Annotated in this window: 21 protein-coding genes and 1 pseudogene; 6 read left to right on the plus strand and 16 right to left on the minus strand. The window is 70.2% G+C overall.

What is annotated here, in order from left to right; translation table 11 throughout:
• Positions 1-26: 26 nt before the first annotated feature.
• The 6 genes and pseudogenes from AC5JOC_RS00005 to AC5JOC_RS00030 form a co-directional block, all read right to left on the minus strand.
• On the minus strand, positions 27-3,908 hold the full coding sequence (locus tag AC5JOC_RS00005; protein ID WP_079705238.1) for a DNA-directed RNA polymerase subunit beta': 3,882 nt from the start codon (positions 3,906-3,908) through the stop codon (positions 27-29).
• Positions 3,909-3,953: 45 nt separating this feature from the next.
• Entirely contained in the window at positions 3,954-7,445 is a 3,492-nt protein-coding gene (rpoB, locus tag AC5JOC_RS00010) for a DNA-directed RNA polymerase subunit beta (RefSeq protein WP_079705237.1), read from the minus strand.
• A 236-nt stretch (positions 7,446-7,681) separates the two neighbouring features.
• Positions 7,682-8,548, minus strand: coding sequence for a 5-oxoprolinase subunit C family protein (locus tag AC5JOC_RS00015; RefSeq protein WP_494244771.1), 867 nt, complete (start codon positions 8,546-8,548; stop codon positions 7,682-7,684).
• Positions 8,548-9,240: a 5-oxoprolinase subunit B family protein gene (locus AC5JOC_RS00020; RefSeq protein ID WP_494244772.1), complete on the minus strand. Its 693-nt coding sequence runs from the start codon at positions 9,238-9,240 to the stop codon at positions 8,548-8,550. Before AC5JOC_RS00020 ends, AC5JOC_RS00015 begins: the two co-directional genes overlap by 1 nt.
• Positions 9,237-9,890: a LamB/YcsF family protein gene (locus AC5JOC_RS00025; protein WP_494244774.1), complete on the minus strand. Its 654-nt coding sequence runs from the start codon at positions 9,888-9,890 to the stop codon at positions 9,237-9,239. The genes AC5JOC_RS00020 and AC5JOC_RS00025 overlap by 4 nt, the downstream gene beginning before the upstream one ends.
• Before the next feature lie 61 nt (positions 9,891-9,951).
• Positions 9,952-10,095, minus strand: a pseudogene (locus AC5JOC_RS00030) (hypothetical protein); the annotation flags it as partial.
• On the opposite strand from AC5JOC_RS00030, the gene AC5JOC_RS00035 reads away from it, so the two are divergent.
• From AC5JOC_RS00035 to AC5JOC_RS00055, 5 genes are all read left to right on the plus strand, one after another.
• A complete protein-coding gene (locus AC5JOC_RS00035; RefSeq protein WP_071259566.1) occupies positions 10,083-10,937 on the plus strand; it encodes a spermidine synthase in 855 nt (284 codons plus the stop codon). The pseudogene AC5JOC_RS00030 and the gene AC5JOC_RS00035 sit on opposite strands and share 13 nt — an antisense overlap.
• A gap of 2 nt (positions 10,938-10,939) precedes the next feature.
• Positions 10,940-12,172 (plus strand): PQQ-dependent sugar dehydrogenase, encoded by a 1,233-nt coding sequence (locus AC5JOC_RS00040; RefSeq protein ID WP_494244776.1) that lies wholly within the window; start codon positions 10,940-10,942, stop codon positions 12,170-12,172.
• A 73-nt stretch (positions 12,173-12,245) separates the two neighbouring features.
• Positions 12,246-12,770 carry a SprT-like domain-containing protein gene (locus tag AC5JOC_RS00045; protein ID WP_079705233.1) on the plus strand — a complete coding sequence of 175 codons (525 nt, stop codon included), beginning with the start codon at positions 12,246-12,248 and terminating at the stop codon, positions 12,768-12,770.
• A complete protein-coding gene (locus AC5JOC_RS00050) occupies positions 12,767-13,333 on the plus strand; it encodes a DUF1697 domain-containing protein (protein WP_494244778.1) in 567 nt (188 codons plus the stop codon). Before AC5JOC_RS00045 ends, AC5JOC_RS00050 begins: the two co-directional genes overlap by 4 nt.
• A gap of 101 nt (positions 13,334-13,434) precedes the next feature.
• The gene (locus AC5JOC_RS00055; RefSeq protein WP_494244780.1) at positions 13,435-14,256 is read left to right on the plus strand and encodes a TspO/MBR family protein; all 822 of its coding nucleotides are present in this window, start codon (positions 13,435-13,437) and stop codon (positions 14,254-14,256) included.
• Positions 14,257-14,283: 27 nt separating this feature from the next.
• On the opposite strand, the gene AC5JOC_RS00060 is transcribed toward AC5JOC_RS00055, so the two are convergent.
• The 4 genes from AC5JOC_RS00060 to AC5JOC_RS00075 form a co-directional block, all read right to left on the minus strand.
• Positions 14,284-14,787, minus strand: coding sequence for a DinB family protein (locus AC5JOC_RS00060; protein ID WP_079705231.1), 504 nt, complete (start codon positions 14,785-14,787; stop codon positions 14,284-14,286).
• Positions 14,787-15,089: a DUF427 domain-containing protein gene (locus tag AC5JOC_RS00065; RefSeq protein WP_085510219.1), complete on the minus strand. Its 303-nt coding sequence runs from the start codon at positions 15,087-15,089 to the stop codon at positions 14,787-14,789. The genes AC5JOC_RS00060 and AC5JOC_RS00065 overlap by 1 nt, the downstream gene beginning before the upstream one ends.
• Positions 15,090-15,098: 9 nt before the next feature.
• The gene (locus AC5JOC_RS00070) at positions 15,099-15,749 is read right to left on the minus strand and encodes a 2-phosphosulfolactate phosphatase (RefSeq protein WP_494244782.1); all 651 of its coding nucleotides are present in this window, start codon (positions 15,747-15,749) and stop codon (positions 15,099-15,101) included.
• Between the two features lie 194 nt (positions 15,750-15,943).
• A complete protein-coding gene (locus AC5JOC_RS00075; protein WP_079705228.1) occupies positions 15,944-16,417 on the minus strand; it encodes an EVE domain-containing protein in 474 nt (157 codons plus the stop codon).
• 73 nt (positions 16,418-16,490) lie between these two features.
• Between AC5JOC_RS00075 and AC5JOC_RS00080 the strand changes: the two genes are divergently transcribed.
• Positions 16,491-17,018 (plus strand): hypothetical protein, encoded by a 528-nt coding sequence (locus AC5JOC_RS00080; RefSeq protein ID WP_229940281.1) that lies wholly within the window; start codon positions 16,491-16,493, stop codon positions 17,016-17,018.
• Between the two features lie 34 nt (positions 17,019-17,052).
• Here the strand turns inward: AC5JOC_RS00080 and AC5JOC_RS00085 are convergent, their stop codons facing one another.
• The 6 genes from AC5JOC_RS00085 to AC5JOC_RS00110 are packed head-to-tail and all read right to left on the minus strand — an operon-like array spanning position 17,053 to position 23,682.
• Complete coding sequence (locus AC5JOC_RS00085) at positions 17,053-18,582, minus strand: aldehyde dehydrogenase (NADP(+)) (protein WP_494244785.1); 1,530 nt, start codon at positions 18,580-18,582, stop codon at positions 17,053-17,055.
• 26 nt (positions 18,583-18,608) lie between these two features.
• Complete coding sequence (locus AC5JOC_RS00090) at positions 18,609-19,610, minus strand: proline racemase family protein (protein WP_079705225.1); 1,002 nt, start codon at positions 19,608-19,610, stop codon at positions 18,609-18,611.
• A gap of 55 nt (positions 19,611-19,665) precedes the next feature.
• Positions 19,666-20,580, minus strand: coding sequence for a dihydrodipicolinate synthase family protein (locus tag AC5JOC_RS00095; protein ID WP_064294275.1), 915 nt, complete (start codon positions 20,578-20,580; stop codon positions 19,666-19,668).
• Positions 20,581-20,621: 41 nt separating this feature from the next.
• Complete coding sequence (locus AC5JOC_RS00100; protein WP_494244787.1) at positions 20,622-22,139, minus strand: FAD-dependent oxidoreductase; 1,518 nt, start codon at positions 22,137-22,139, stop codon at positions 20,622-20,624.
• Positions 22,136-22,486: a (2Fe-2S)-binding protein gene (locus AC5JOC_RS00105; RefSeq protein WP_079705223.1), complete on the minus strand. Its 351-nt coding sequence runs from the start codon at positions 22,484-22,486 to the stop codon at positions 22,136-22,138. Before AC5JOC_RS00105 ends, AC5JOC_RS00100 begins: the two co-directional genes overlap by 4 nt.
• Positions 22,486-23,682 (minus strand): NAD(P)/FAD-dependent oxidoreductase, encoded by a 1,197-nt coding sequence (locus tag AC5JOC_RS00110; RefSeq protein WP_192004634.1) that lies wholly within the window; start codon positions 23,680-23,682, stop codon positions 22,486-22,488. Before AC5JOC_RS00110 ends, AC5JOC_RS00105 begins: the two co-directional genes overlap by 1 nt.
• Positions 23,683-23,741 lie beyond the last annotated feature (59 nt).

The following is a 23,741-nucleotide window of genomic DNA, read 5'->3' on the forward strand; positions in this document are numbered from 1 at the left end:
GGGCCCTCCGGGTGAGTCGTTCAGCCCTAGTTGTAGTTACCGGGGGTGAAGTCGTCGGAGCTGAAGCTGTCGAAGTCGACGAAGCTCAGGTCGGACTCGTTGAACGCGCCGTCCTCACCGAAGATGCGGTTCGGGTAACGCTCCGCCTTCGCCTCCTCGGTCGCCTCGACCGTCACGTTGCGGTAGCGCGCCAGGCCGGTACCGGCCGGGATGAGCTTACCGATGATGACGTTCTCCTTGAGGCCGACCAGCGGGTCGCTCTTGCCTTCCATGGCGGCCTGCGTGAGGACACGCGTGGTCTCCTGGAAGGAAGCGGCCGACAGCCACGACTCGGTCGCGAGGGACGCCTTGGTGATACCCATGACCTCCTGGCGAGCCGATGCGGTGCGACGACCCTCCGACACGGCCGAGCGGTTGAGCTCGGCGTAGCGCAGGCGGTCGACGAGCTCGCCGGGCAGCAGGTCGGTGTCGCCGTGGTCGACGACGGTCACCTTCCGCAGCATCTGGCGCACGATGACCTCGATGTGCTTGTCGTGGATCGGGACACCCTGCGAGCGGTACACGCCCTGGACGCCACCGACGAGGTGCTTCTGGACCTCGCGGACGCCCTGCACGCGCAGGACCTCCTTGGGGTCGACCGCACCGACGTGGATCTTCTGACCGAGCTCGACGTGCTGTCCGTCCTCGACGAGGAGGACCGCACGCTTCAGCACCGGGTAGACGACCGGCTCGTCGCCGTTGTCGGGCGTCAGGATGACCTTACGAGCCTTGTCGTTCTCGTCGATCGTGATGCGACCGGCGGCCTCGGCGATCGGGGTCGCACCCTTGGGGGTACGAGCCTCGAACAGCTCCTGCACGCGGGGCAGACCCTGCGTGATGTCGTCCGCCGATGCCGAACCACCCGTGTGGAAGGTACGCATCGTCAGCTGGGTACCGGGCTCACCGATCGACTGGGCCGCGATGATGCCGACGGCCTCGCCGATGTCGACGAGCTTGCCCGTGGCGAGCGAGCGGCCGTAGCAGGCTGCACACACACCGACGGTCGACTCGCAGGTCAGGACCGAGCGCACCTTGATGTTCTCGACACCCGCGGAGACGAGCTTGTCGATGAGCACGTCACCGACGTCCTCGCCGGCCTCGGCGACGACCTCACCCTTCGGGTTGACCGCAGCAGCGGCCAGCGAACGGGCGAACACGGAGTTCTCCACGTTCGGGTCGCGCACGAGCTCACCCGAGCTGTCGGCGTTCGCGATCGCGAGCTCGAGACCCTTGGTCGTGCCGCAGTCGTCTTCGCGGATGATGACATCCTGCGAGACGTCGACGAGACGACGCGTGAGGTATCCCGAGTCGGCGGTACGGAGCGCCGTGTCGGCCAGACCCTTACGAGCACCGTGGGTCGCGATGAAGTACTCCGCGACCGACAGGCCCTCACGGTAGGAGGAGATGATCGGGCGAGGGATGATCTCACCCTTCGGGTTGTTCACCAGGCCTCGCATACCCGCGATGTTGCGGATCTGCAGCCAGTTACCACGAGCACCCGACGACACCATGCGGTTGATGGTGTTGTCCGCCGGGAAGTTCGCGCGCATGGCCTCGGCGACCTTCTCGGTGGCCTCCGTCCAGATCTTGATGAGCTCCTGACGACGCTCGGCATCCGTGGTCAGACCCTTGTCGAACTGGCTCTGGACCTTGGCGGCCTGCTTCTCGTAGCCCTGCACGATCTCGCGCTTGTTCGGCGGGGTCAGGACGTCGCTGAGCGCAACGGTCACACCGGAACGCGTCGCCCAGTGGAAACCGGCGTCCTTGATGTTGTCGAGCGTGGCGGCGACGACCGTCTTCGGGTACCGCTCCGCGAGGTCGTTGACGATCGAGGACAGCTTGCCCTTGTCCGCCACGTCTTCCACGTAGGGGTAGTCCGCCGGCAGCGCCTCGTTGAAGAGTGCGCGACCGAGGGTCGTCTCGACGAGTGCGACACCCGAGCCCTCGTAGCCCTCGGGACCCGTGCCCTCGGCGAACGTCACGTCGGTCAGACGGATGCGCACCTTGGCGTTGAGGTCGAGCGAGCCCTGGTCCTTCGCGAGGATGGCCTCGGCGACGGACGAGAAGGCACGGCCCTCACCCTCGACACCCTCCTTGAGGGTGGTCAGGTGGTGGAGGCCGATGATCATGTCCTGCGTGGGCAGGGTGACCGGGCGGCCGTCGGACGGCTTCAGGATGTTGTTCGACGCGAGCATCAGGATGCGCGCCTCGGCCTGGGCCTCGACGGAGAGCGGGAGGTGGACAGCCATCTGGTCGCCGTCGAAGTCCGCGTTGAACGCGGCGCAGACGAGCGGGTGCAGCTGGATGGCCTTGCCCTCGACGAGCTGAGGCTCGAACGCCTGGATGCCGAGACGGTGCAGCGTTGGCGCACGGTTCAGCAGCACGGGACGCTCGCGGATGATCTCCTCCAGCACGTCCCAGACCTCGGGACGGCTGCGCTCGACCATGCGCTTCGCGGCCTTGATGTTCTGAGCGTGGCTCAGGTCGATCAGGCGCTTGATGACGAACGGCTTGAAGAGCTCCAGCGCCATCTGCTTGGGCAGACCACACTGGTGCAGCTTCAGCTGCGGGCCGACGATGATGACCGAACGGCCCGAGTAGTCGACGCGCTTGCCGAGCAGGTTCTGGCGGAATCGACCCTGCTTCCCCTTCAGCATGTCGCTGAGGGACTTCAGGGCACGGTTGCCGGTACCGGTGACGGGGCGACCACGACGACCGTTGTCGAACAGTGCGTCGACGGCCTCCTGCAGCATCCGCTTCTCGTTGTTGACGATGATCTCGGGAGCCCCGAGGTCGAGCAGACGACGCAGACGGTTGTTGCGGTTGATCACACGACGGTAGAGGTCGTTGAGGTCGGAGGTCGCGAAGCGGCCACCGTCGAGCTGCACCATCGGGCGGAGCTCCGGCGGGATGACCGGGACCACGTCGAGGACCATCGCGGCCGGCGAGTTGCCGGTGATGAGGAACGAGTTGACCACGCGCAGACGCTTGATGGCGCGGATCTTCTTCTGACCCTTGCCCTCCGCGATCTGGTGGTGGAGCAGCTCGGACTCGGCCGCGAGGTCGAAGGACAGCAGGCGCTTCTTGACCGCCTCGGCACCCATGTAGGCCTCGAAGTACAGGCCGAAGCGGTCCTGCAGCTCGTGGAACACGGAGTCCTCGGGCTTGAGGTCGCCGACCTTGAGGTTGCGGAAGTCCTCCCAGACGCGCTCGAGGTGAGCGATCTGCTCGTCGTAGGACTTGCGGGTCTGGCTCATCTCCTTCTCAGCGGCGTCCTTGGTGCGACGCTTCTGCTCGCTCTTGGCGCCTTCCTCCTCGAGGGCGACGAGGTCGTCCTCGAGCTTCTTCAGGCGGTCTGCGATGCGCGAGTCGCGCTGGTCGCCGAGCGTCTTGATCTCGAGACGGAGCTCGTTCTCAAGGCCGGGCATGTCCTGGTGACGTGCGTCCTCGTCCACATCGATGACCATGTAGGCCGCGAAGTAGATGACCTTCTCGAGGTCCTTGGGCGCCATGTCCAGCAGGTAGCCGAGGCGCGAGGGGACACCCTTGAAGTACCAGATGTGCGTGACCGGGGCGGCGAGTTCGATGTGGCCCATGCGCTCACGGCGCACCGACGACTTCGTGACCTCGACACCGCAGCGCTCGCACACGATGCCCTTGAAGCGGACCCGCTTGTACTTGCCGCAGGCGCACTCCCAGTCGCGGGAAGGACCGAAGATCTGTTCACCGAACAGACCGTCCTTCTCGGGCTTGAGGGTGCGGTAGTTGATGGTCTCGGGCTTCTTGACCTCTCCGTGCGACCAGGCACGGATGTCGTCTGCGGTGGCCAGACCAATGCGAAGCTCGTCAAAAGTTGTGACGTCGAGCAATGTATCTCCTATGAAAGGTTTCGTCAGTCTCTACAGTGGTCAGGCTTAGATCTCGTCGATGGACGACGACTCGAACCTGGAGGAAATGTTGATCCCGAGCTCCTCGGCGGCGCGGAACGCGTCGTCGTCGGTGTCGCGCAGGCTCACCGCGGTGCCGTCGGCCGAGAGGACCTCGACGTTCAAGCACAGCGACTGCATCTCCTTGATGAGCACCTTGAAGCTCTCGGGGATACCCGGCTCCTGGATGTTCTCGCCCTTGACGATGGCCTCGTACACCTTGACGCGGCCGAGGATGTCGTCGGACTTGATGGTCAGGAGCTCCTGGAGCGCGTACGCGGCTCCATAGGCCTCGAGGGCCCAGACCTCCATCTCACCGAAGCGCTGTCCACCGAACTGAGCCTTACCACCGAGCGGCTGCTGCGTGATCATCGAGTACGGACCCGTCGAACGCGCGTGGATCTTGTCGTCCACGAGGTGGTGCAGCTTGAGGATGTACATGTAGCCGACCGAGACCGGTGCCGGGAACGGCTCGCCGGAGCGGCCGTCGAACAGACGGGCCTTTCCGGAGGAACCGATGAGGCGGTCGCCGTCGCGGGTGACGTTGGTCGAGTCGAGCAGACCGGCGATCTCCTCCTCGGAGGCGCCGTCGAACACCGGGGTCGCGACCTTGGTGTTCGGCTCGGCCGAGTGCGCGGCAGCCGGGAGCTTCTTGGCCCAGCTGGGCTTGCCCTCGACGTTCCAGCCCTGCTTCGCGATCCACCCCAGGTGGATCTCGAGGACCTGACCGAAGTTCATTCGACCGGGGATACCGAGCGGGTTGAGGATGACGTCGACCGGCGTGCCGTCCTCGAGGAACGGCATGTCCTCGACGGGCAGGATCTTCGCGATGACACCCTTGTTGCCGTGACGGCCGGCGAGCTTGTCGCCCTCGGTGATCTTGCGCTTCTGGGCGATGTAGACGACCACACGCTGGTTGACGCCCGAGCCGAGCTCGTCGTCGCCGTCCTGTGCGTCGAACACCTTGACGGCGATGATCGTGCCGGCTTCACCGTGGGGCACCTTCAGCGAGGTGTCGCGGACTTCGCGGCTCTTCTCGTTGAAGATGGCGCGGAGCAGGCGCTCCTCGGCGGAGAGCTCGGTCTCACCCTTCGGCGTGACCTTGCCGACGAGGATGTCGCCGGGGCGGACCTCGGCACCGATGCGGATGATGCCGCGCTCGTCGAGGTCCTTGAGCAGCTCCGGGCTGACGTTCGGGAGATCACGGGTGATCTCCTCCTTGCCGAGCTTGGTGTCGCGGGCGTCGACCTCGTACTCCTCGATGTGGATCGAGGAGAGGACGTCGTCCTTCACCAGGTTCTGGCTGAGGATGATCGCGTCCTCGAAGTTGTGACCCTCCCACGTCATGAAGGCGACGAGGAGGTTCTTGCCGAGCGCGAGCTCGCCGTTCTCCGTGGCGGGGCCGTCGGCGATGACCTCGCCGGCCTCGATGCGTGCACCCTCGGAGACGATGACGCGGTTGTTGTAGCTCGTGCCCTGGTTGGAGCGGTCGAACTTGCGCAGGTAGTAGGTCTGCGTGCCACCCTCGTCGAGCTGGATGGTGACGGACTCTGCCGACACCTCCTGGACGACGCCGGCCTTGTCGGCGGTGACGACGTCACCCGCGTCGATGGCTGCGTAGCCCTCCATACCGGTACCGACGAGCGGCGAGTCCGACATGAGGAGCGGGACGGCCTGACGCTGCATGTTGGCACCCATGAGTGCGCGGTTCGCGTCGTCGTGCTCGAGGAACGGGATGAGGGAGGTCGCGACCGACACCATCTGGCGCGGGGAGACGTCCATGTAGCCGATCTCCTCGGACGGGATGAGGTCGACCTCGCCGCCCTTCTTCCGGGCGAGGACGCGGTCCTCCTGGAAGTGGCCGTCGCTCTTCAGCGGAGCGTTGGCCTGCGCGACGATGTAGTTGTCCTCTTCCATCGCGGTCAGGTAGTCGATGTCCTCGGTGACCCGGCCGTCGACGACGCGACGGTACGGGGTCTCGATGAACCCGAACGAGTTGATCCGCGCGAACGATGCGAGCGAACCGATCAGGCCGATGTTCGGGCCTTCCGGGGTCTCGATCGGGCACATGCGGCCGTAGTGCGACGGGTGGACGTCTCGCACCTCGACGCCTGCACGCTCACGCGACAGACCACCGGGGCCGAGCGCCGAGAGGCGACGCTTGTGGGTCAGGCCCGCGAGCGGGTTGTTCTGGTCCATGAACTGCGACAGCTGCGAGGTCCCGAAGAACTCCTTGATCGCGGCGACGACGGGGCGCACGTTGATCAGGGTCTGCGGCGTGATGGCCTCGATGTCCTGCGTGGTCATGCGCTCGCGGACGACGCGCTCCATGCGGGACAGACCGGTGCGGACCTGGTTCTGGATGAGCTCGCCGACGGCGCGGATGCGACGGTTGCCGAAGTTGTCGATGTCGTCCGTGTCGAGACGGAGGTCGACGGGCTTGCCGTTGCGGACACCCGGGAGGGTGGCCGTGCCGCGGTGCAGGGCGACGAGGTACTTGATCGTGGCGACGATGTCGTCGGTCGTCAGGACGGAGTCGCTGAGCGGCTTGTCGAGACCGAGCTTGTTGTTGATCTTGTACCGGCCGACCTTCGCGAGGTCGTAGCGCTTCGAGTTGAAGTAGAAGTTGTCGAGGAGCGCACGCGCGGCCTCGGCTGCGACCTGCTCGCCCGGACGGAGCTTGCGGTAGATGTCGCGGAGCGCGTCCTCCTTGGTGAGGATCGTGTCCTTCTCGAGGGTGAGCTCGATCGACTCGTAGCCCTTGAACTCCTCGAGGATCTCCTCGCTCGTCATGCCGAGCGCCTTGAGGAACACGGTGACGGACTGCTTGCGCTTGCGGTCGATGCGGACGCCGACCTGGTCGCGCTTGTCGATCTCGAACTCGAGCCAGGCACCGCGGCTCGGGATGACGCGAGCGGAGAAGATGTCCTTGTCGGAGGTCTTCTCCTGAGCCGACTCGAAGTACACGCCCGGGCTGCGGACGAGCTGCGAGACGACGACACGCTCGGTGCCGTTGATGATGAAGGTACCGCGCTCGGTCATGAGCGGGAAGTCGCCCATGAAGACCGTCTGCGTCTTGATCTCACCGGTGAGGTGGTTCATGAACTCGGCCTCGACGTAGAGCGGGGCCGCGTAGGTCTTGCCGCGTTCCTTGCACTCGTCGATGGAGTACTTCTCGGGCTCGAGGTACGGGTTGGCGAAGGAGAGCTGCATCGTCTCGCCGAGGTCCTCGATGGGCGAGATCTCCTCGAAGATCTCGTCGAGGCCGCTCTTCGTGGGCAGGTCCTGCCGGCCGGCCTGGGTGGCTTCTTCGACGCGTGCCTTCCACACGTCGTTGCCGACCAGCCAGTCGAAGCTCTCGGTCTGCAGAGCCAGGAGGTCTGGAACCGTGAGCGTGTCGGTGATCTTCGCGAACGAGAGGCGGGATGCTCCGCGGCCGTTCTTGGGTGAGTTGGTGGTTGCGTTGCGCGCAGCAGCCAAGGGGATAACCTCCGGAGGCCTGTTGGGGGCCGAGTTACTGGTCGTCAGTGGAGTTACTCACCAGAAAGGAACATGTGGCGGGTTGGACCCGCACACCAGCCGACCGCAATATGAAGGCATAGAGATTCTGGGAGCGCAAAGAACAACTATATGCCGGAATCTGCGGCGTGTCTACTCTTTCCTTGACGAGTTTTCGACTTTCCGGTATAACCGCCGCGTCGCCCCCGGTGTTCCCGTCAACCCGCGCCGAACCGCAGGCGCTGACCGGGCCGGAGTTGCGCCAGGAGGTCGCGGTCCGCGGCGCGCACGACCGCGATGACCGGATACCCGCCGGTGACGGGGTGGTCGGCCGACAGGATCGTCGGCAGACCGCTCGGCGGCACCTGGACCGCCCCGGCGACCATGCCCTCACTCGGCAGTTCACGACCGGGATCGAGTCGCTCGAGCGGCGTCCCGTCGAGGCGCATCCCGATGCGGTCGGCGTCGGCCGTCACGCTCCACGACTGCTCGACGAGACGCTGCAGGGAGGCGGCGTCGAACCAGTCCCGGCGGGGTCCCGGCGAGACCCGTATGAGCCGCTCCCCGGCGTCGGGCCGCGTCCAGGGGGCGATGTCGAGCGGAGGGATGCGGCGGCGCGGGGTGGGGAGGACGACGAGTCGATCGCCGCCGACGACCGGTGCCGGGCCGAGGCCGGCCAGGGTGTCGGTCGACCGCGAGCCGAGGAGCTGCGGGCCGTCGAAGCCGCCCCGGACGGCGAGGACGTACCGCAGCCCGTGCGTCGCCGCACCGAGTTCGAGCCGGGAACCGGCCGCCACGCGGACGGCGTGGTGTCCGTCGACCGCTCGGCCGTCGACGGTGATCGCACCCCACGCGCCGGTCACGGCGATCCAGAGGTCGACGTCGGGGACGGCGACGAACGGGCCCAGGACGACCTCGAGCGCCGCACGGCCCTCCGGGTTGCCGACGAGACGGTTGGCGAGGCGCAGGGCACCGCGGTCGAGCGCGCCGGACGGGCTGACCCCGAGGGCCGCAGCACCCGGTCGACCCAGGTCCTGCACGGTGGTCGCCGGTCCAGCAGCCTCCACGAGCAGCGTTCCGCCCATCACGCGCGGACCTGTGCGAACCGAACCCGACCGCCGGGGACGAGGAGGGCTGGTGGATCCGCTGCGTCGTCCCACAGCACGGCGTCCGTCGTCCCGATGATGCGCCACCCGCCCGGGGAGGCTCGCGGGTAGACGCCGCTGAACGTCCCGGCGAGCGCCACCGAACCGGCGGGGACGGTCGTCCGCGGCACGCTCAGGCGCGGGATCTCGAGCGGCGGGCCGATCGTCTCGTCCTCCCGCTCCGGCACGAGGTAGGCGAACCCCGGCGCGAAGCCGCTGAAGGCGACGGTCCATGCGCGAGCGGTGTGCCAGGCGATGAGACCGTCGGCGTCCATGCCGAGCAGCGCCGCGGTCTCGGCGAGGTCCTGGCCGTCGTAGCGGACGTGGATGACGGTGTCCGACCGTCTCCCCGCCTCGTCGACAGCGCCGGTCGAGCCTCCCACGCCGGGTGCGAGCGCCCGTTCCGCGGTCGCGAGCAACCATGCTCCCACCGCGGCGAGCGCCGGGCCCCGCACGTCCGTCACGGCGAGCACGGTCCGGGCGGCCGGGACGAGGTCGACCAGCCCCGCCGGGCGCGAGGCGGCCAGCGCCCGGTGCACGAGCAGGACGTCCTCGAGCGATGCGAGTTCGAGGAGTACGGCCTCCTCCCCCATCGCTCGGAGCACGGGTCCGGTGGAGGTGTCCGCGGTCACCACGGCGCGACCAGTTCGACGCCGGCGTCCAGCAGGGCGGCCCTGACCGCCGTGGCGAGCGACACGGCCCCCGGGGTGTCGCCGTGCACGCAGAGCGAGACCGCGTCGAGTTCGACGTCGGCACCGTCGACGCTGCTGATGCGTCGGTCGAGGACGAGGGAGACGGCCCGGCGGACGGCCGCCGTCTCATCGGTCAGCAGCGCCCCGGGCGCGTCGCGCGGGACGAGCGAACCGTCGGAGCGGTAGCCGCGGTCGACGAAGGCCTCCGCGACGAAGCGGAGTCCGGCGGCGAGGGTCTCCTGTTCGATCACGGAGCCGGGCATCCCGAGGACGGGAAGTGACCGCCCGAGCTCCTCGGAGGCCGTGACCACCGCCCGGACGACCGCCCGCGCCTGGACCCGGTCGTGCGCGATCCGGTTGTAGAGGGCACCGTGCGGCTTCACGTAGGCGAGCCGTGCGCCGACCCCGTCGGCTTCGCCGACCTCGTCGACCGCGCGCTGCAGGGCGCGGAGCTGCTCCAGGACCTCGGCCTCGAGCACCTCGGCCGGTACGTCCTGGTCGCGTCGACCGAAGCCCGCCTCGTCCCGGTAGGACGGGTGGGCGCCGAGCGACACCCCGTGGGCCGTCGAGCGGCGGACGGCGTCGCGCATGGACGCGGTCGTCCCCGGCGTGGAAGCCGCAAGCGACGTTCGCGCTCGTGATCAGGGCGAACATGGCGTCGTCGTCGGCGGTCGGCACACCGCGCCAGACCTCGCCGAGGTCGCTGTTGAGGTCCACCTGCGCCACGGCCGCACCCCTTCCGCTCCGCCTCCCGCCACTGCGGGAAAGTCTAGGGTGGGGGTATGGACGAGGCACAGGTACGACTCGGCGTCAGCGGATACCTGGCCAGGATCGAGGCCGACCGCTTCGTGCCGGGCACCTATCAGCTGGTGGTCGACGGCACGCCGCAGTCGCACGTCAACCTCGATCAGCCCGAGGAGCTCTTCTTCGAGTACATCCAGCGGATCGGTCACATCATCGACGAGATCGCCGACCCCGGTCAGCCGATCACGGCGGTGCACCTCGGTGCCGGCGCGCTCACCCTCCCCCGCTACGTGGAGGCGACGAGGCCGGGCTCGCGGCAGCAGGTCGTCGAACTCGAGCGCGAACTCATCGATCTCGTGCGCGAGCACCTCCCCTGGTCGAAGCGCGCCCAGATCCGCGTCCGCTACGGCGACGCCCGCGAGATCGTGGCGAAGCTACCGCCCGGCCTCCGCGGCACCGTCGACCTCGTCGTCGTCGACATCTTCAGCGGCGCCAACACGCCGGCCCATGTCACGAGCACGGAGTTCTACGCCTCGGCGGTCGAGCTGCTGTCGCCGACCGGCGTCATCGTCGTGAACGTCGCCGACGGCCGCGGGCTCGCGTTCGCCCGCGGACAGGCCGCGACGCTCGCCGACTCCGTGTCGCACGTCGCCGCCCTCGCGGAGACGCAGATCCTCAAGGGCCGCCGCTTCGGCAACGTCGTCCTCGTCGGTTCGAACACCGCCCTCCCACTCGACTTCCTGCCGAGGCTCCTCGCGGCCGGACCCCACCCCGCCAAGGCGGTGGCGGGCGCCGAGCTGCGCGCCTTCATCGCGGGGGCACAGGTCGTCACGGACACGACCGCCGTCCCCTCCCCGAACCCCGCCCAGGGCATCTTCCAGACGAAGGGCTGACCATGGCCACCACGCAGACGCCGCGACGACGGGGCCTGCGTGCGCCCGCCTCGCTCACCACCCTGCTCGCCGCCACCGCCCTGGCGCTCGTGGCCTGCACCGACGGGGAGCCACGATCACCGGGTACGGCCTCCCTTTCACCTTCCCCCGCGCCGAGCGCGTCCGCGTCGACGCCTACATCCGCGGTCCCCGCCGGACCGGTCGCCCCGACCGGTGAGGCCACCACGGTCGTCGGCGGCCTCGACGCGCCCTGGTCGATGGTCCGACTCGCCTCGGGCAGCACGCTGGTGAGCCAGCGCGACGCGGGCGACGTCCTCGAGGTCGTCAGCGGCGGCGCGGTGCGGCAGGTCGGCGTGGTCCCCGGGGTGGCCGCGGGAGGCGAGGGCGGGCTGCTCGGCCTCGCCGTCCTCACGCCGGCGGGATCGGAGCCCGCGGGAACCTGGCTCTACGCCTACCTGACGACGTCGTCCGACAACCGCATCGTGCGGTTCCCGCTCACGGGAGCGGCCGGGTCGTACGCGCTCGGCGGCGTCGAGGAGGTCCTCGTCGGCATCCCCCGGGCCGGGAACCACAACGGCGGACGCATCGCGTTCGGACCGGACGGCATGCTCTACGCCACCGCGGGCGACGCCGGCGACCGCAGCCTGGCTCAGGACGTGGACAGCCTCGGCGGGAAGATCCTGCGGCTCACACCCGACGGCGCGGTGCCGGGCGACAACCCCTTCCCGGGGTCGCCCGTCTTCTCCCTCGGCCATCGCAACCCGCAGGGCATCGCGTGGGATCGCGACGGCGGCCTGTGGGCGAGCGAGTTCGGGCAGAACACCTGGGACGAGCTCAACCGGATCACCCCCGGTGGCAACTACGGCTGGCCGGTCGCCGAGGGCATCGCCGGAGCCCAGGGCATGATCGACCCGGTCGCGCAGTGGGCCACGGAGGACGCGAGCCCGAGCGGTCTGGCGATCGTCGACGACACGATCTTCATGGCCTCGCTCCGCGGCGAGCGCCTGTACGGCATCACCGACGGCGTGCACGTCCCGGCGGGGAGCAGCGCGCTCGTGGGCGTGATCGACGCGGTGCCCTACCTCGTCGGCGAGTTCGGACGGATCCGCGACGTCGTGGCCGGCCCGCCGGGGACCGCCTGGATCCTCACGAACAACACCGACGGCCGCGGTTCGCCCGGAACCGAGGACGACCGGATCGTCGAACTCCCCCTCGCCCCGCTCGCGGCCCGCTGAGGACTCACCGCCACACCTGTGGGTCATCCCGCACCTGCGGTCCGGTGTCGGTCGCCGGGAGTACCATCCAGGCATGGCAGAACTCAGTCGGGTCACGGCGTGGGCACAGGCGCTCATCGTGCTGCACCTCGACCCGACGGTCTGGACCTTCGGCTTCGACAACGCCAAGCGACGCGCCGGCCTGTGCAACTTCACGACGAAGCGGATCACCGTCTCGCGCTATCTCGCGGCACGCTACGACGACGACGAGATCCACCAGATCCTGCTCCACGAGGTCGCGCACGCCCTCGCCGGGGCGCGCGCCGGGCACGGACCCAAGTGGCGCAAGGTCGCCGAGGAGATCGGCTACGAGGGCTCGCGGCTCCACGAGGGCCAGACGGCCGACGAACTCGCCCCGTGGGTCGGCACCTGCCCCTCGGGCCATGTCCTCTACCGGCACCGGCGCCCGAGCCGGGCGACCTCCTGCGGCAAGTGCTCGCGCTCGTGGGACGAACGCTTCCTCCTCAGCTGGGTGCACCGGGAGGTCACGCCGGCCATGCGGCGTCGGGCGGCCGCGTTCGACGGCTCCACCTCGCCTGAGCCAGGCATCGGGTCATGACCGGCGGCGCGGTTCCCGCCGGCAGCTGGATCGCACTCCTGCGCGGGGTCAACGTCGGCGGCGTCACGATCCGCTCCGCCGACCTCGCCGAGGTGTTCCGGTCGGCCGGGTTCTCGGGAGTCCGCACCGTCCTCGCGAGCGGCAACGTCGTCTTCGACGACCCAGAGCACGAGCCTGGCGAGACCGCGGACGATGCACGCGGTGCGCTGAAACGGCGCATCGAGCGGTCGCTCGCGGAGGCCTTCGGCTACGAGGCGTGGATCGTGCTCACGCATCAGCGCGCACTCGCCGACGTCATCGAGGCCTACCCTTGGCCGGAGGCCGAGCAGGTCCAGCCGTACGTCATGTTCTCCTCCGAGCAGGGCTCACTCGACGCCCTGCTCGCGTTCTCGGCGGAGGCCGGGGAGCAGCCCGACCGCGTCGCATCCGGCGACGGCGTCCTCTACTGGGAGGTCCCGAAGGGGTCGAGCACCGACACCGCCTTCGCGAAGGAGTCCTCGAAGGCCCGGTTCAAGCCGCACGTCACCACGCGCAACCTGCGGACGCTGCGCAAGCTCCTCTGAGCAGGCCGTTCCGCGGCACCGGCGCAAGCCCCTGCGAGGTGCTCCGACGGTGGCGTACGCTGAATTGATCAGCTAGCTGCACAATTCTGGAGGCATGCGTCATGACCGGCACCGATTCACCCACCACCGCGGACCGCGTCCGGCAGATCGCCGTCGCCGTCAGCGCGGTCCTCGCGATCATCGGCTCCTACATCGGGTCGGGAGCCGCCGGGGGGACGCAGGTCCAGAACGCGGCGAACGGCGCGTTGAGCGCCTCGTCGACGCCGATCGCACCGGACGGGCCCGCGTTCTCCATCTGGAGCATCATCTACCTCGGGCTCGTCGCCTATGCGGTCTGGCAGTTCCTGCCCTCGCAGACGACCCGTGAGCGCCACCGTCGTCTCGGCTACTGGGTCGTGGCGAGCCTGCTGCTGAACGCGGCGTGGATCCTCGTGGTGCAGGCGGGCTTCCTGATCCTGAGCGTGTTCGTGATCATCGCCCTCCTGGGTGTCCTGGCCCGCATCTTCGTGATCGTGCTCCGGACCAGGCCGTCCGGCGTGGTCGACGCGATCATCACGGACGGCACGATGGGCCTCTACCTCGGGTGGGTGTGCGTCGCGACGGCGGCGAACATCACCGCTGCGCTCGTCGGATCCGGGATCGGGAGCGCGGACGGCCCGGCCGCCGGTGTCTGGGCGATCATCGTCCTCGCGGTCGCCGGCGCGGTCGGGATCCTGCTCGCGGTCGTCGGCCGTGGACGGATCGCCCCCATGCTGTCGCTCTGCTGGGGGCTCGCGTGGGTGGCCGTGGGCCGCTTCACCGGCGAACTGCTCTCGACCGAAGCCGGGGTCACGGCGCTGATCGTCGCGGTCGTGGTGGCCGTCGTCACCGTGGTCGTCCGCGTCTCGCGGGGACGCGACCGAGCAGCGCTCGTCGGCGCCTGACGCTCCGCACGCTCGACGGCCGCGGCGCTACTCGCCGGTGCGGCCGTCGAGCTGTTCGCGGAGGACGTCGATGTGTCCGAGATGCCGGGCCGTCTCCTCGATCATGTGGAGCTCGATCCACCGCAGCGTGAACCGCTGGTCGTTGCCGAGGCAGACATCGTCGAGCTGATACCGCGACGCCACCTCGCGGGACTCCGCACAGGCCGCCTCGTAGTCGGCGATGATCTCGGCCAGGCTGTCGTCGGCCGTGACGCGCCATTCGCCGTCGGGGTCGTCGTCGGTCCACCGTGCCGGGACGTCCGACTGCCCGTCCATGTCCTCGCGGAACCAGCTGCGCTCGACATCGGCGAGGTGTCGGATGACGCCCGAGACGGTCGTGATGCTCGGCAACAGTCGCTTGGCCGCGAGCTCGTCGGTGAGTCCGCGTGCCTTCCAGACGATGCTGGCGCGCTGCAGATCGAGGAAACCCTCGATCGTCTCGCGCTCGCCACCGCGCTCAGGCGGCTGCGGGCGGTCGCCCCAGTCGGCCATCAGTCGACGACCTCGACCTCGTTCCCGAAGGCGACGTAGCCGGAGAAGTCCTTGCCGACGCGGTCGAACGCGGTCGGATACGGGGTCGGGTACGACCAGGCCACATCGGGCTTGACCTCGCCGCCGTCGGTGACGCCCCAGTACTGGGCGTCGCCCTTCCACGGGCAGTGGTACTGGGTGTCGGTCTCGACGAAGCGCTCGCGGTTGAGGCTCGACGGCGGGAAGTACCAGTTGCCCTCGATCTTGATGAGCTCCGATTCGGGGGCTTCGGCGAGGACGGTGGTTCCGAGGAGTGCGCGCATGCGCCGAGACTACGCCCGGAACACGGCTCCGTCCAGGACCGGGACGACGCTTGACACGTCGACCTCGCGTGCCGCCTGGACATGCTGCGTGGCACCCGCCTGCGCGAGCTGCTGGGCGGTGGCGGACGCGGACAGCAGGTGCCCGACGCCGTTGCGCAGGCCCTCGTACGCGGCGGCAGCGGCGGCGGCCTCCGGTGAGGTGAAGTCGATGCCGCGGAGTCCCAGCGCCTCGATCACGGCACCGGCCCCGAAGAGGTCCTCGACGGCGAACCGGGTCTCGGCCGTGTCGTCGAGTTCGCCGACCGCGATGACGACGATGCTCGTGCGCCGACCGAGCTCGGCCTGCTTCGCGATGATCCAGTCCGCGACCGCCGACCGGTTGCGCAGGCACCCGGCGACGACCGTCGCACCCGCGTCGGCGAGGAGCGTGGCGATCTGCGCCGTCTCACCGCGGTCGTCCAGCTCGGCGACGGCGACGGCCTCCCCGCCGCTCACGCGCTGCTCGACGGAGGTCGTCGCGTGGAGGACGTCCACGACGACCGCGACGTCCGCCGTCTCGACCCGCCCGGCTCCTGCGACGCCCCAGTCGAACCTGACCTGGTACTTGGTCTGGGCGAACGGCGGGTGGACGGGCGGCGGTGTGGCGGCTGCGGTACTCACCCGTTCATCGTATCCAGGCGCACCCACCCACCCCACGACTGTTGCGTCCGAAGACCTCCGTGGGGGTGGTCGCCAGCGCGGTGCGCTGACGCGAGCGCGGGTCATCGGACGTGAGCGCGGGCCTCCGGAGGGGCGCGCTCACGCGCCAGACCCGCGGTGACGTCAGCGCACCGCGCTGGCGCACGGGCAGGGGTTCAGCGGGAGGCGGTGGGGAAACGACGGTCGTCGGGGTGGGGCGGACGCATCTCGTTCCGGATGAGCTCGAAATCGTGACGACTGAGCTCGAGGAACCCCCGACGGAGCTGGACACCCCAGTTCCGGGTGAAGCTCGTGAAGTCGAGGAGCGCGAGCATCGGACGGATGGGCGCCTCGACCGCGTCCGGGTACCAGTCGACACTCCGCCGCCAGGGCCGCCAATCGGCACCGTCCGGTCGCGGCACGGCCGCTTGGTAGACGGTGTCGTCGGAGACCCGCCCGATCGCGGTGAACGCCTTGAGCGGCTCGCCGTCCGGGGTGCTGACCCGCGGCGAGTAGTACACGAAGCCGTCGGACTCGCGCATCTGGTCGAGACCGCCGCGCTGCCCGTGGTTGATCTGCACGAAGCCGTGACGGACGCCGAGGACGACGTGATCCCGCTGGATCACGCCCAGCCAGTACCGGATCGCCATAGGCACAGTCTTCCCTACCGGCGCACCCCCTGCAGCCGCCGAGCCGCACATGCGACACTGAGGCATGCGCGTGATGCTGAAACTCGTCCTGGACTGTGATGTCGACGTCGCCTGGCGGGCACTCCGCTCCCCGGCCGTCCTGCGGGAGCTCTACAGCCCCGTCATGGGACTCGAGGCGCTCGACGCCGACGGGTTCCCGACCATCTGGGAGCCAGGGGCGCACCGCGTCCGTGTGAAGGCCGCCGGCGCGATCCCGGTCGGCGACCAGATCATCGACCTCGAGTTCATCGAGCGCCGCGACGGCACCCGCATCCTCCACGACCAGGGCGACCCGGTCAGCGGGCCGCTCAGCAAGCTCGCCGGGTGGGACCACCAGATGGCGGTCGCCCGCGACAAGCACGACCCGACGAAGACCCTGTACCGCGACCGACTCGTGATCACCGGCGCGATCGCCCCGCTCTACTGGTACCCGCTGTGGGCGACGTGGCAGTGGCGCGGTGCCCGCATCAAGGCGCTCGCGCCGAGCTGGGCCTACGACCCGCCGCTCCCCGGCGACGAGGAGGACGACGAGGTCGGCGCGACGGTCGAGGGCGCCATCTGACGCCTCGCCGTCCGGAGGCCCGACCAGCCGTCCGTCAGCGCTGAGCCGCCTCGCCCCAGTGCGTCGACTCGCCCGCGGGCGCGACCGTGCGTGGGACACCGGTGGCCGACGATCGCAGCACCTCCGGCAGGAACCGGTCCGGCATGTTCTGGAACGCGACCGGCCGCAGGAAACGGGTGATCGCAGCCGTCCCCACCGAGGTGCTCGAGTCGTTCGTCGTCGCCGGCCACGGTCCGCCGTGCTGCATGGCGGGCGTGACCGCGACGCCGGTGGGCCAACCGCCGAACAGCACCCGGCCGGCGTGCGCCGAGAGCTGCTGGACGAGCTCCACGAGGTCGTCGCTCGTCTCGTCGGCACCGGCGTGCAGGGTGGCCGTCAGGTTGCCCTCGCAGAACTCCGGCACGAGCGGCGCGAACGCCGTACCGGCCGGGACCTCGACGAGGATCGACAACGGACCGAAGGCCTCGTCGAGCAGGGCGTCCCGACCGGCCCGCAGCGCGTCGAGTGAGACCGCGACGATCGTGGGGGTCGCCCAGCCGTCGCCGTCCTCGTCGACCCGCAGCGAACCCTCGGCGATGACCCGCACGCCGTCGGTGCCGAGGATGGCGTCTCGCCTCGCCTCGTACCCGGCCGTGATGCGGTCGTTCAGGAGTCGGTGCTCGGGGACCGCGGCAGCAGCCTCGCGGATCGACTCGTCGAGCCCCGCGCCGTCCGGCAGGTAGACGAAGCCGGGCTTCGTGCACAGCTGACCCGCCGAGCCCGCGACACTCGTGACGAATCCCGTCGCGATGGCCGTTGCGGACTCGTCGAGGGCGGTCTGCGTCACGAACACGGGGTTGACGCTGCCGAGCTCGCCGAAGAACGGGATCGGGACGGGGCGCGCCGCCGCGAGGTCCGCGAGGATCCGGCCGGCCCGGAGGGAGCCCGTGAAGGAACCGGCCCGGACGCGCTCGTCCTGCAGGGCGACGACGCCGGCCTCCTGGCCGATGATCGTCTGGAAGACGCCGTCAGGAGCCCCGGACGCCCGGAGCGCGGCCTCGACGACGGCCGCCGTCGCGAGCGAGAGCCGCGGGTGCCCGTCGTGCACCTTGAGGATCACCGGGCATCCGGCCGCGAGGATCGACGCGGTGTCGCCACCGGCGACGGAGAAGGCGAACGGGAAGTTGCTCGCCGCGAAGTTCACGACCGGGCCGAGCGGCACGAGGACGCGGCGGAGTTCCGGGCGCGCGCCGAGTGCGAAGTCCGGGTCGGCCTCGTCGATCCGGACGTCGAGGTAGGAGCCGTCGACGATCGTCTCCGCGAAGAGCCGCAGCTGCACGGCGGTGCGACGGAGCTCGCCTCGGAGCCGCGCCTCGGCGAGCCCCGTCTCGACCATGCCGACCGGGACGAGCTCGTCCGCGTGGGCCTGCAGGGCGTCGGCGACGGCGACGAGCGCTCGCGCACGGGCGTCCGCCGGCGTCGCGGCCCACGCGGGTGCCGCCGCGGCGGCTCCCCGGAGGACCTCCTCGAGCTGCTCGGGGGTGGTATCGGCGATGGTGGCGTCGGGGGCTGGCGTGGTCGTCATGTGATCCTCCGGGATCGTGGTGCGGTTCAGAACTGGAAGCCGGTCGGGAACGGATCGGCGGGGTCGAGGAGGTAGGAGCCGATGCCGGTGACCCAGGCCCGACCGGAGATGGTCGGGATGACGGCCGGCCGGCCCGCCACCGTCGTCTCGGCGATCAGCCGGCCGGTGAACCGGCTGCCGATGAAGGACTCGTTGACGAAGTCCTGGTCGAGCGGCAGCTCACCGCGGGCCCAGAGCTCGGCCATGCGCGCCGAGGTGCCGGTGCCACATGGCGAGCGGTCGAACCACCCCGGGAAGATGGCCATGGCATGCCGGGACAGCACGGCGTCGGATCCCGGCGCGATGAACTCGACGTGGTGGCAGTGGTCGAGCCCGGCGATCTCGGGGTGCACGGGCGGCGCCTGCTCGTTGATCGCCGCCATGATCCGCAGGCCCGCGTCGAGGATGTCCTGCTGGCGGTCGCGGTCGAAGGGCAGGCCGACGTCGTCGAGGTCGACCATCGCGTAGAAGTTGCCGCCGAACGCGAGGCTGTAGGGCACGGTGCCGAGGCCGGGCACCTCGATCGTGGCGTCGAGGCGGTCGACGTAGCTCGGGACGTTCTCGATGGTCACGCGGTCGGCGTGCCCGTCGCTGACGTCGACCCGCGCGATCACGAGTCCGGCGGGGGTGTCGAGCCGGATCGTCGTGACCGGCTCGACCACCTCCACCATGCCGGTCTCCACGAGGACCGTCGCGACCCCGATGGTGCCGTGCCCGCACATCGGCAGGCAGCCGGACACCTCGATGTACACGACGCCCCAGTCGCAGTCCGCGCGCGTGGACGGCTGCAGGATCGCCCCGCTCATCGCCGCGTGACCGCGAGGCTCGTTCATGAGGAAGAGCCGCAGGTCGTCGAGGTGCTCCATGAAGTGCAGGCGCTTCTCGTTCATGGTCGCGCCGGGGATCACGCCGACCCCGCCGGTGACGACGCGGGTCGGCATGCCCTCGGTGTGCGAGTCGACCGCACTGATCATGCGGGAGGACTTCATGGTGTGCCTCTCAGGACTGGTGGTCGTGGTCGGGGTGTCGCGTCGGCCGTCGGGCTCAGCGTGCCGCGAGGTAGTCGAGCGCGCGACGCGTCTGCGTCGTGACCTGCTCCGTCTGGAGCGCGTTCAGCGGACCGCGCGGCGGACGCGTCGGACCACCGTAGCTCTCGCCGGCGATGTCGATCGACAGCTTGATGGCCTGGACGAACTCCGTCTTCGAGTCCCACCCGAAGACGGGCACGAGCTCGCGGTAGAGGGTGCGGGCCTCGTCGACGCGACCGGAGGTGACGAGCGTGTACAGCTCGACGGCCTCGCGCGGGAAGGCGTTCGGGTAGCCGGCGAACCAGCCGACCGCGCCGGCGACGAGGGACTCGAAGAGGAGGTCGTCCGCCCCCGCGATGACGTCGAGGTCGGTCTTGTCCTGGATCTCGAGCACCCGACGGATGTCGGCCGAGAACTCCTTCACGGCGACGACGTGCTCGAGCTTGGCGAGCTCGACGAGCAGGTCGGGCGTGAGGTCGACCTTGGTGTCGATGGGGTTGTTGTAGGCCATGATCGGCAGGCCGACCTCGTCCACGCGGCTGTAGTGCTCGATGACCTCGTCGTCGTTCGCCCGGTAGATGGTGGGCGGCAGGAGCAGGACGCCGTCCGCGCCGTCCTCCTTCGCGTACTCGGCCCACTGCTGGGCCTGGTGCCAGCCGACGCCGTGCACCCCGGCGACGACGAGGCCGCGGTCGCCGACGGTGTCGACCGCGACCTGGATGACCTTGCGACGCTCGGCGTCCGTCAGCGACGAGTACTCACCGAGCGAGCCGTTCGGGCCGACGCCGCGGCAACCGTTCTCGATGAGCCAGTTGCAGTGCTCGGCGAAGCGGTCGTAGTCGACGGCGAGGCCTGCGGGCGCCGAGGCGTCCTCCTTGAACGCGAGGGTGGTCGCGACGATGACGCCGCCGAGGTCGAACTGCTTGGCCATGGGTGGTTCCTTTCCGAGGGAGTGGTGCGGAGACCGGTCGGTCATCCTGGGTGTTCGGCCGTCGGGGTCGACGGCGGTTCGTGGGGAGGGTGTCCCGGTGCCTGCGCGGCGAGTTCGCCGATGCGCAGCGGGGAGGCGATGGGCCGGCGGTCGCTCGAGACGCCGTCGATGAGGCCGCTGCCGCCGGATTCGGAGGCGACGCGGTGGAGGAGCTCCTCGACGGTGCGACCGCACATGCGGCCCTGGCAGATCCCGAGCCCGGCACGCGTGCTGAGTTTGAGGGAGCGCAGGCCGGTCGCGCAGGTGGCGGTCGCCGTCGTGCGCAGGGAGCCGTAGTCGACCTCCTCGCAGCGGCAGATGGTGGTGTCGTCGTCGAGCCAGTCGCTCCAGCCGGCGCGGATGCCGTGGGCACGTTCGAGCCGGTCGGCGAAGGCGAGGAACGTGTCGCGTCGGCTCACGGCGGCACGGATCCCGGAGGCACCGGGGAGGCCGCCGGCCGCAGCGTGTCCCGCGATCGCGCCCTCGGCGAGCGCGGCGTCGACGCCCCCGATCCCGGTGATCTCCCCCGCCGCGAAGACGGTCGGGACGCTCGTGCGCTGCTCGGCGTCGACCTGGACGAACCGGGCTTCGGTGAGCGCGCAGCCGACCGCGACGGGCAGTTCGAGCCGCGGGGTGAACCCGTGACTGACGCACACGGCGTCCGCTTCGACCGTGCGCTCGGTGCCGGGGATCGGCGACCAGTCGGCGTCGACGGCGGCGATGGTCACGCGCTCGACCCGGTCGGCGCCGTGCGCGGCGACCACCGCGTGACCGACGCGGTACGGGATCCGGTGGCGGAGGTGGCCGCCGACGTAGCCGAGCAGTTCACCGGCCTTCCCGGTCACGCCGAGCAGCTGCCAGGGCTTGGGGAGCCAGCCCCTCGCGAGGCCGCCGACGGTCGTGGCCTCGTAGACCCCGAGCACGCGTGATCCGGTCGCGGTCAGGGACGCGGCCACCGGCAACAGGAACGGTCCGGCACCGGCCACGACCACCCGCTGACCGACGGTGACCCGCTCGCCCTTCGCGAGGGCCTGGGCGGCACCGGCCGAGAAGACGCCGGGGAGGTCCCAGCCGGGGAACGGCAGCGTGCGGTCGTGCGCGCCGGTCGCGAGGACGAGCGCGTCCGGCCGGAGGGTGAGGGGCGTGCGGTCGGTGCCGTCCGGCGGTCCGACGAGGACGTGCAGGCGCAGGCCGGTCGCCCCGGAGGTGTCGTCGGACCCGTGGTCGGCGGCGGCGCGGTCGACGTCGATCGCCCACACCTGCGCCTCGGTGATCACCGTGCAGCCGTCGTCGGCGTCGAGCGCCGCGCGCATGGCGACGAAGCGCTCGAACCCGTGGTGCAGCGAGGCCTCGGCTTCCGACGGCCGGCTGGCCGGCAGGTGCCGCCAGTACTGACCGCCGAGCTCGTCCGAGGCGTCGAGCAGCGTGACGGCGGCGCCGAGCGCCCGGGCGGCGAGCGCGGCCTGGAGGCCGGCGGGCCCTGCGCCGACGACGACGACCTCGCGCTGCCGGGCGCTCATGTCCGGTCCCCGAACGGGTCGTTCTCCGTCGTGGGTTCCGGGAGGGCGTCGTGCTGTGTCTCGATGCGGTCGCCGTCCGCGGCGCGACGCTGGCAGGCACGGACGTCCCGCTGGCCGTTCACCGTGACGATGCAGTCGAAGCAGACCCCGATGCCGCAGAAGACGCCGCGTGGCTTCCCGGACCCACTGGTGCGGCGCCAGGCGAGGACGCCGGAGCCCAGCAGGACCCCGGCGATCGTCTGGCCGCGGAGTCCGTCGACGGGCGTCCCGTCGAGGTCGATGCGCAGCGCGTCCTCCGTGCCGGGCAGGATCCGGTCGTTCGTCGCGGGCAGTCGTCTCGAGACCATCAGGCCACCTCCGCCGGCCGGTCGACGCGCAGGTGCGGGGCGAGCCCCGGGCGGTCGAGTTGGAACGGGGCGTCGTCGAGGTCGGTGGATCCACCGAGCAGGCGGGCGGAGATGAGTTCAGCGGTCGCGAGGGCCAGTCCGATGCCGGCGCCCTCGTGGCCCGTCGCGTGCCACAGGCCGTCGACACGGTGGTCGGGGCCGATGACCGGGAGGTGGTCGGGCATGTACGGCCGGAAGCCGCCGTAGCTGCGCATGACCGAGGCGTCGCGGAGGAACGGGAAGAGGCGCAGGGACTTCGCCGCGACCTCGCGGAGCACGTCGACGTCGAGACGCGCGTCGAATCCGATCTGCTGTCGGCTCGAGCCGATGAGGACCGTGCCCGCGGCGGTGGACTCGACGACGCTCGAGGTCTGGAGCGAGGCGTCGCTCGACTGCGTGGCACCGAAGTAGTCGCCGTCGTAGACCTTGTGGTGCACGCGGTGCGGCATGCGGGTGGTGACGAGCACCATGCCGCGACGGGGACGGACCGGGACGGGTGCGCCGAGCAGGTCGCCGAGCTCGGCCGACCACGGTCCGGCGCAGACGAGGACCGCGTCGCCCGAGACATCGCCCACGGAGGTCTGGACACCCGTGAGGCGACCGGTCGCGCTCCGGACGCCGCCCGTCACGGTGACGCCGGTGCGCACGACAGCGCCCGCACGCCGGGCCGAGGCGAGCAGGGCCTCCGTGGCGATGACGGGCTGGACCTGTGCGTCCTCGGGATAGTGGACGGCCGCCGTGGACGAGCGGGTGATCGACGGCTCCGCCGCGAGCAGCTCGTCCTCGGTGAGGGGTCTGGCGTCGACACCGGCGGCGCGCTGGGCGGCGGCGAAGTCGAGCAGGGGCTGCGCGCCGGCCTCGGTGGTGGCGACCACGATGCCGCCCTTGCGCTCGAACTCGATGCTCGGGAAGGTCGGTCCCAGTTCGGCGCTGAGTTCGGCGGTGACGACGGGCCAGAGGCGTGAGGCGTACCGCGCGAGGTCGAGTTCGGGGCCGGGCCCCTTGTCGGAGACGAGGAGGTTCCCCTCCCCCGAGCCGCTCGTGCCGCCGGCGGCCGCCGAACGGTCGAGCACGACGACCTCGGCACCGCGTCGGGCGAGGATCCGCGCGCAGGCCGCACCGACGATGCCGGCGCCGACGATGACGATGCGGGTCACGTGCGGTCCTCTCGGTCGATGCGGGGAAGGGCTTTCAGTAATGTGTCACACATTCACTG

Source organism: Plantibacter sp., from assembly GCF_059073635.1.

Excerpts from the sequence above, each read along its gene's own strand:
- AC5JOC_RS00015 (WP_494244771.1), bottom strand. The coding sequence starts at position 8,548 with ATGGGCGGAACGCTGCTCGTGGAGGCTGCTGGACCGGCGACCACCGTG.
- AC5JOC_RS00025 (WP_494244774.1), bottom strand. The coding sequence starts at position 9,890 with ATGCGCGACGCCGTCCGCCGCTCGACGGCCCACGGGGTGTCGCTCGGC.
- AC5JOC_RS00035 (WP_071259566.1), top strand. The coding sequence starts at position 10,083 with ATGGACGAGGCACAGGTACGACTCGGCGTCAGCGGATACCTGGCCAGG.
- AC5JOC_RS00040 (WP_494244776.1), top strand. The coding sequence starts at position 10,940 with ATGGCCACCACGCAGACGCCGCGACGACGGGGCCTGCGTGCGCCCGCC.
- AC5JOC_RS00045 (WP_079705233.1), top strand. The coding sequence starts at position 12,246 with ATGGCAGAACTCAGTCGGGTCACGGCGTGGGCACAGGCGCTCATCGTG.
- AC5JOC_RS00050 (WP_494244778.1), top strand. The coding sequence starts at position 12,767 with ATGACCGGCGGCGCGGTTCCCGCCGGCAGCTGGATCGCACTCCTGCGC.
- AC5JOC_RS00055 (WP_494244780.1), top strand. The coding sequence starts at position 13,435 with ATGACCGGCACCGATTCACCCACCACCGCGGACCGCGTCCGGCAGATC.
- AC5JOC_RS00060 (WP_079705231.1), bottom strand. The coding sequence starts at position 14,787 with ATGGCCGACTGGGGCGACCGCCCGCAGCCGCCTGAGCGCGGTGGCGAG.
- AC5JOC_RS00065 (WP_085510219.1), bottom strand. The coding sequence starts at position 15,089 with ATGCGCGCACTCCTCGGAACCACCGTCCTCGCCGAAGCCCCCGAATCG.
- AC5JOC_RS00075 (WP_079705228.1), bottom strand. The coding sequence starts at position 16,417 with ATGGCGATCCGGTACTGGCTGGGCGTGATCCAGCGGGATCACGTCGTC.
- AC5JOC_RS00080 (WP_229940281.1), top strand. The coding sequence starts at position 16,491 with ATGCTGAAACTCGTCCTGGACTGTGATGTCGACGTCGCCTGGCGGGCA.
- AC5JOC_RS00085 (WP_494244785.1), bottom strand. The coding sequence starts at position 18,582 with ATGACGACCACGCCAGCCCCCGACGCCACCATCGCCGATACCACCCCC.
- AC5JOC_RS00090 (WP_079705225.1), bottom strand. The coding sequence starts at position 19,610 with ATGAAGTCCTCCCGCATGATCAGTGCGGTCGACTCGCACACCGAGGGC.
- AC5JOC_RS00095 (WP_064294275.1), bottom strand. The coding sequence starts at position 20,580 with ATGGCCAAGCAGTTCGACCTCGGCGGCGTCATCGTCGCGACCACCCTC.
- AC5JOC_RS00100 (WP_494244787.1), bottom strand. The coding sequence starts at position 22,139 with ATGAGCGCCCGGCAGCGCGAGGTCGTCGTCGTCGGCGCAGGGCCCGCC.
- AC5JOC_RS00105 (WP_079705223.1), bottom strand. The coding sequence starts at position 22,486 with ATGGTCTCGAGACGACTGCCCGCGACGAACGACCGGATCCTGCCCGGC.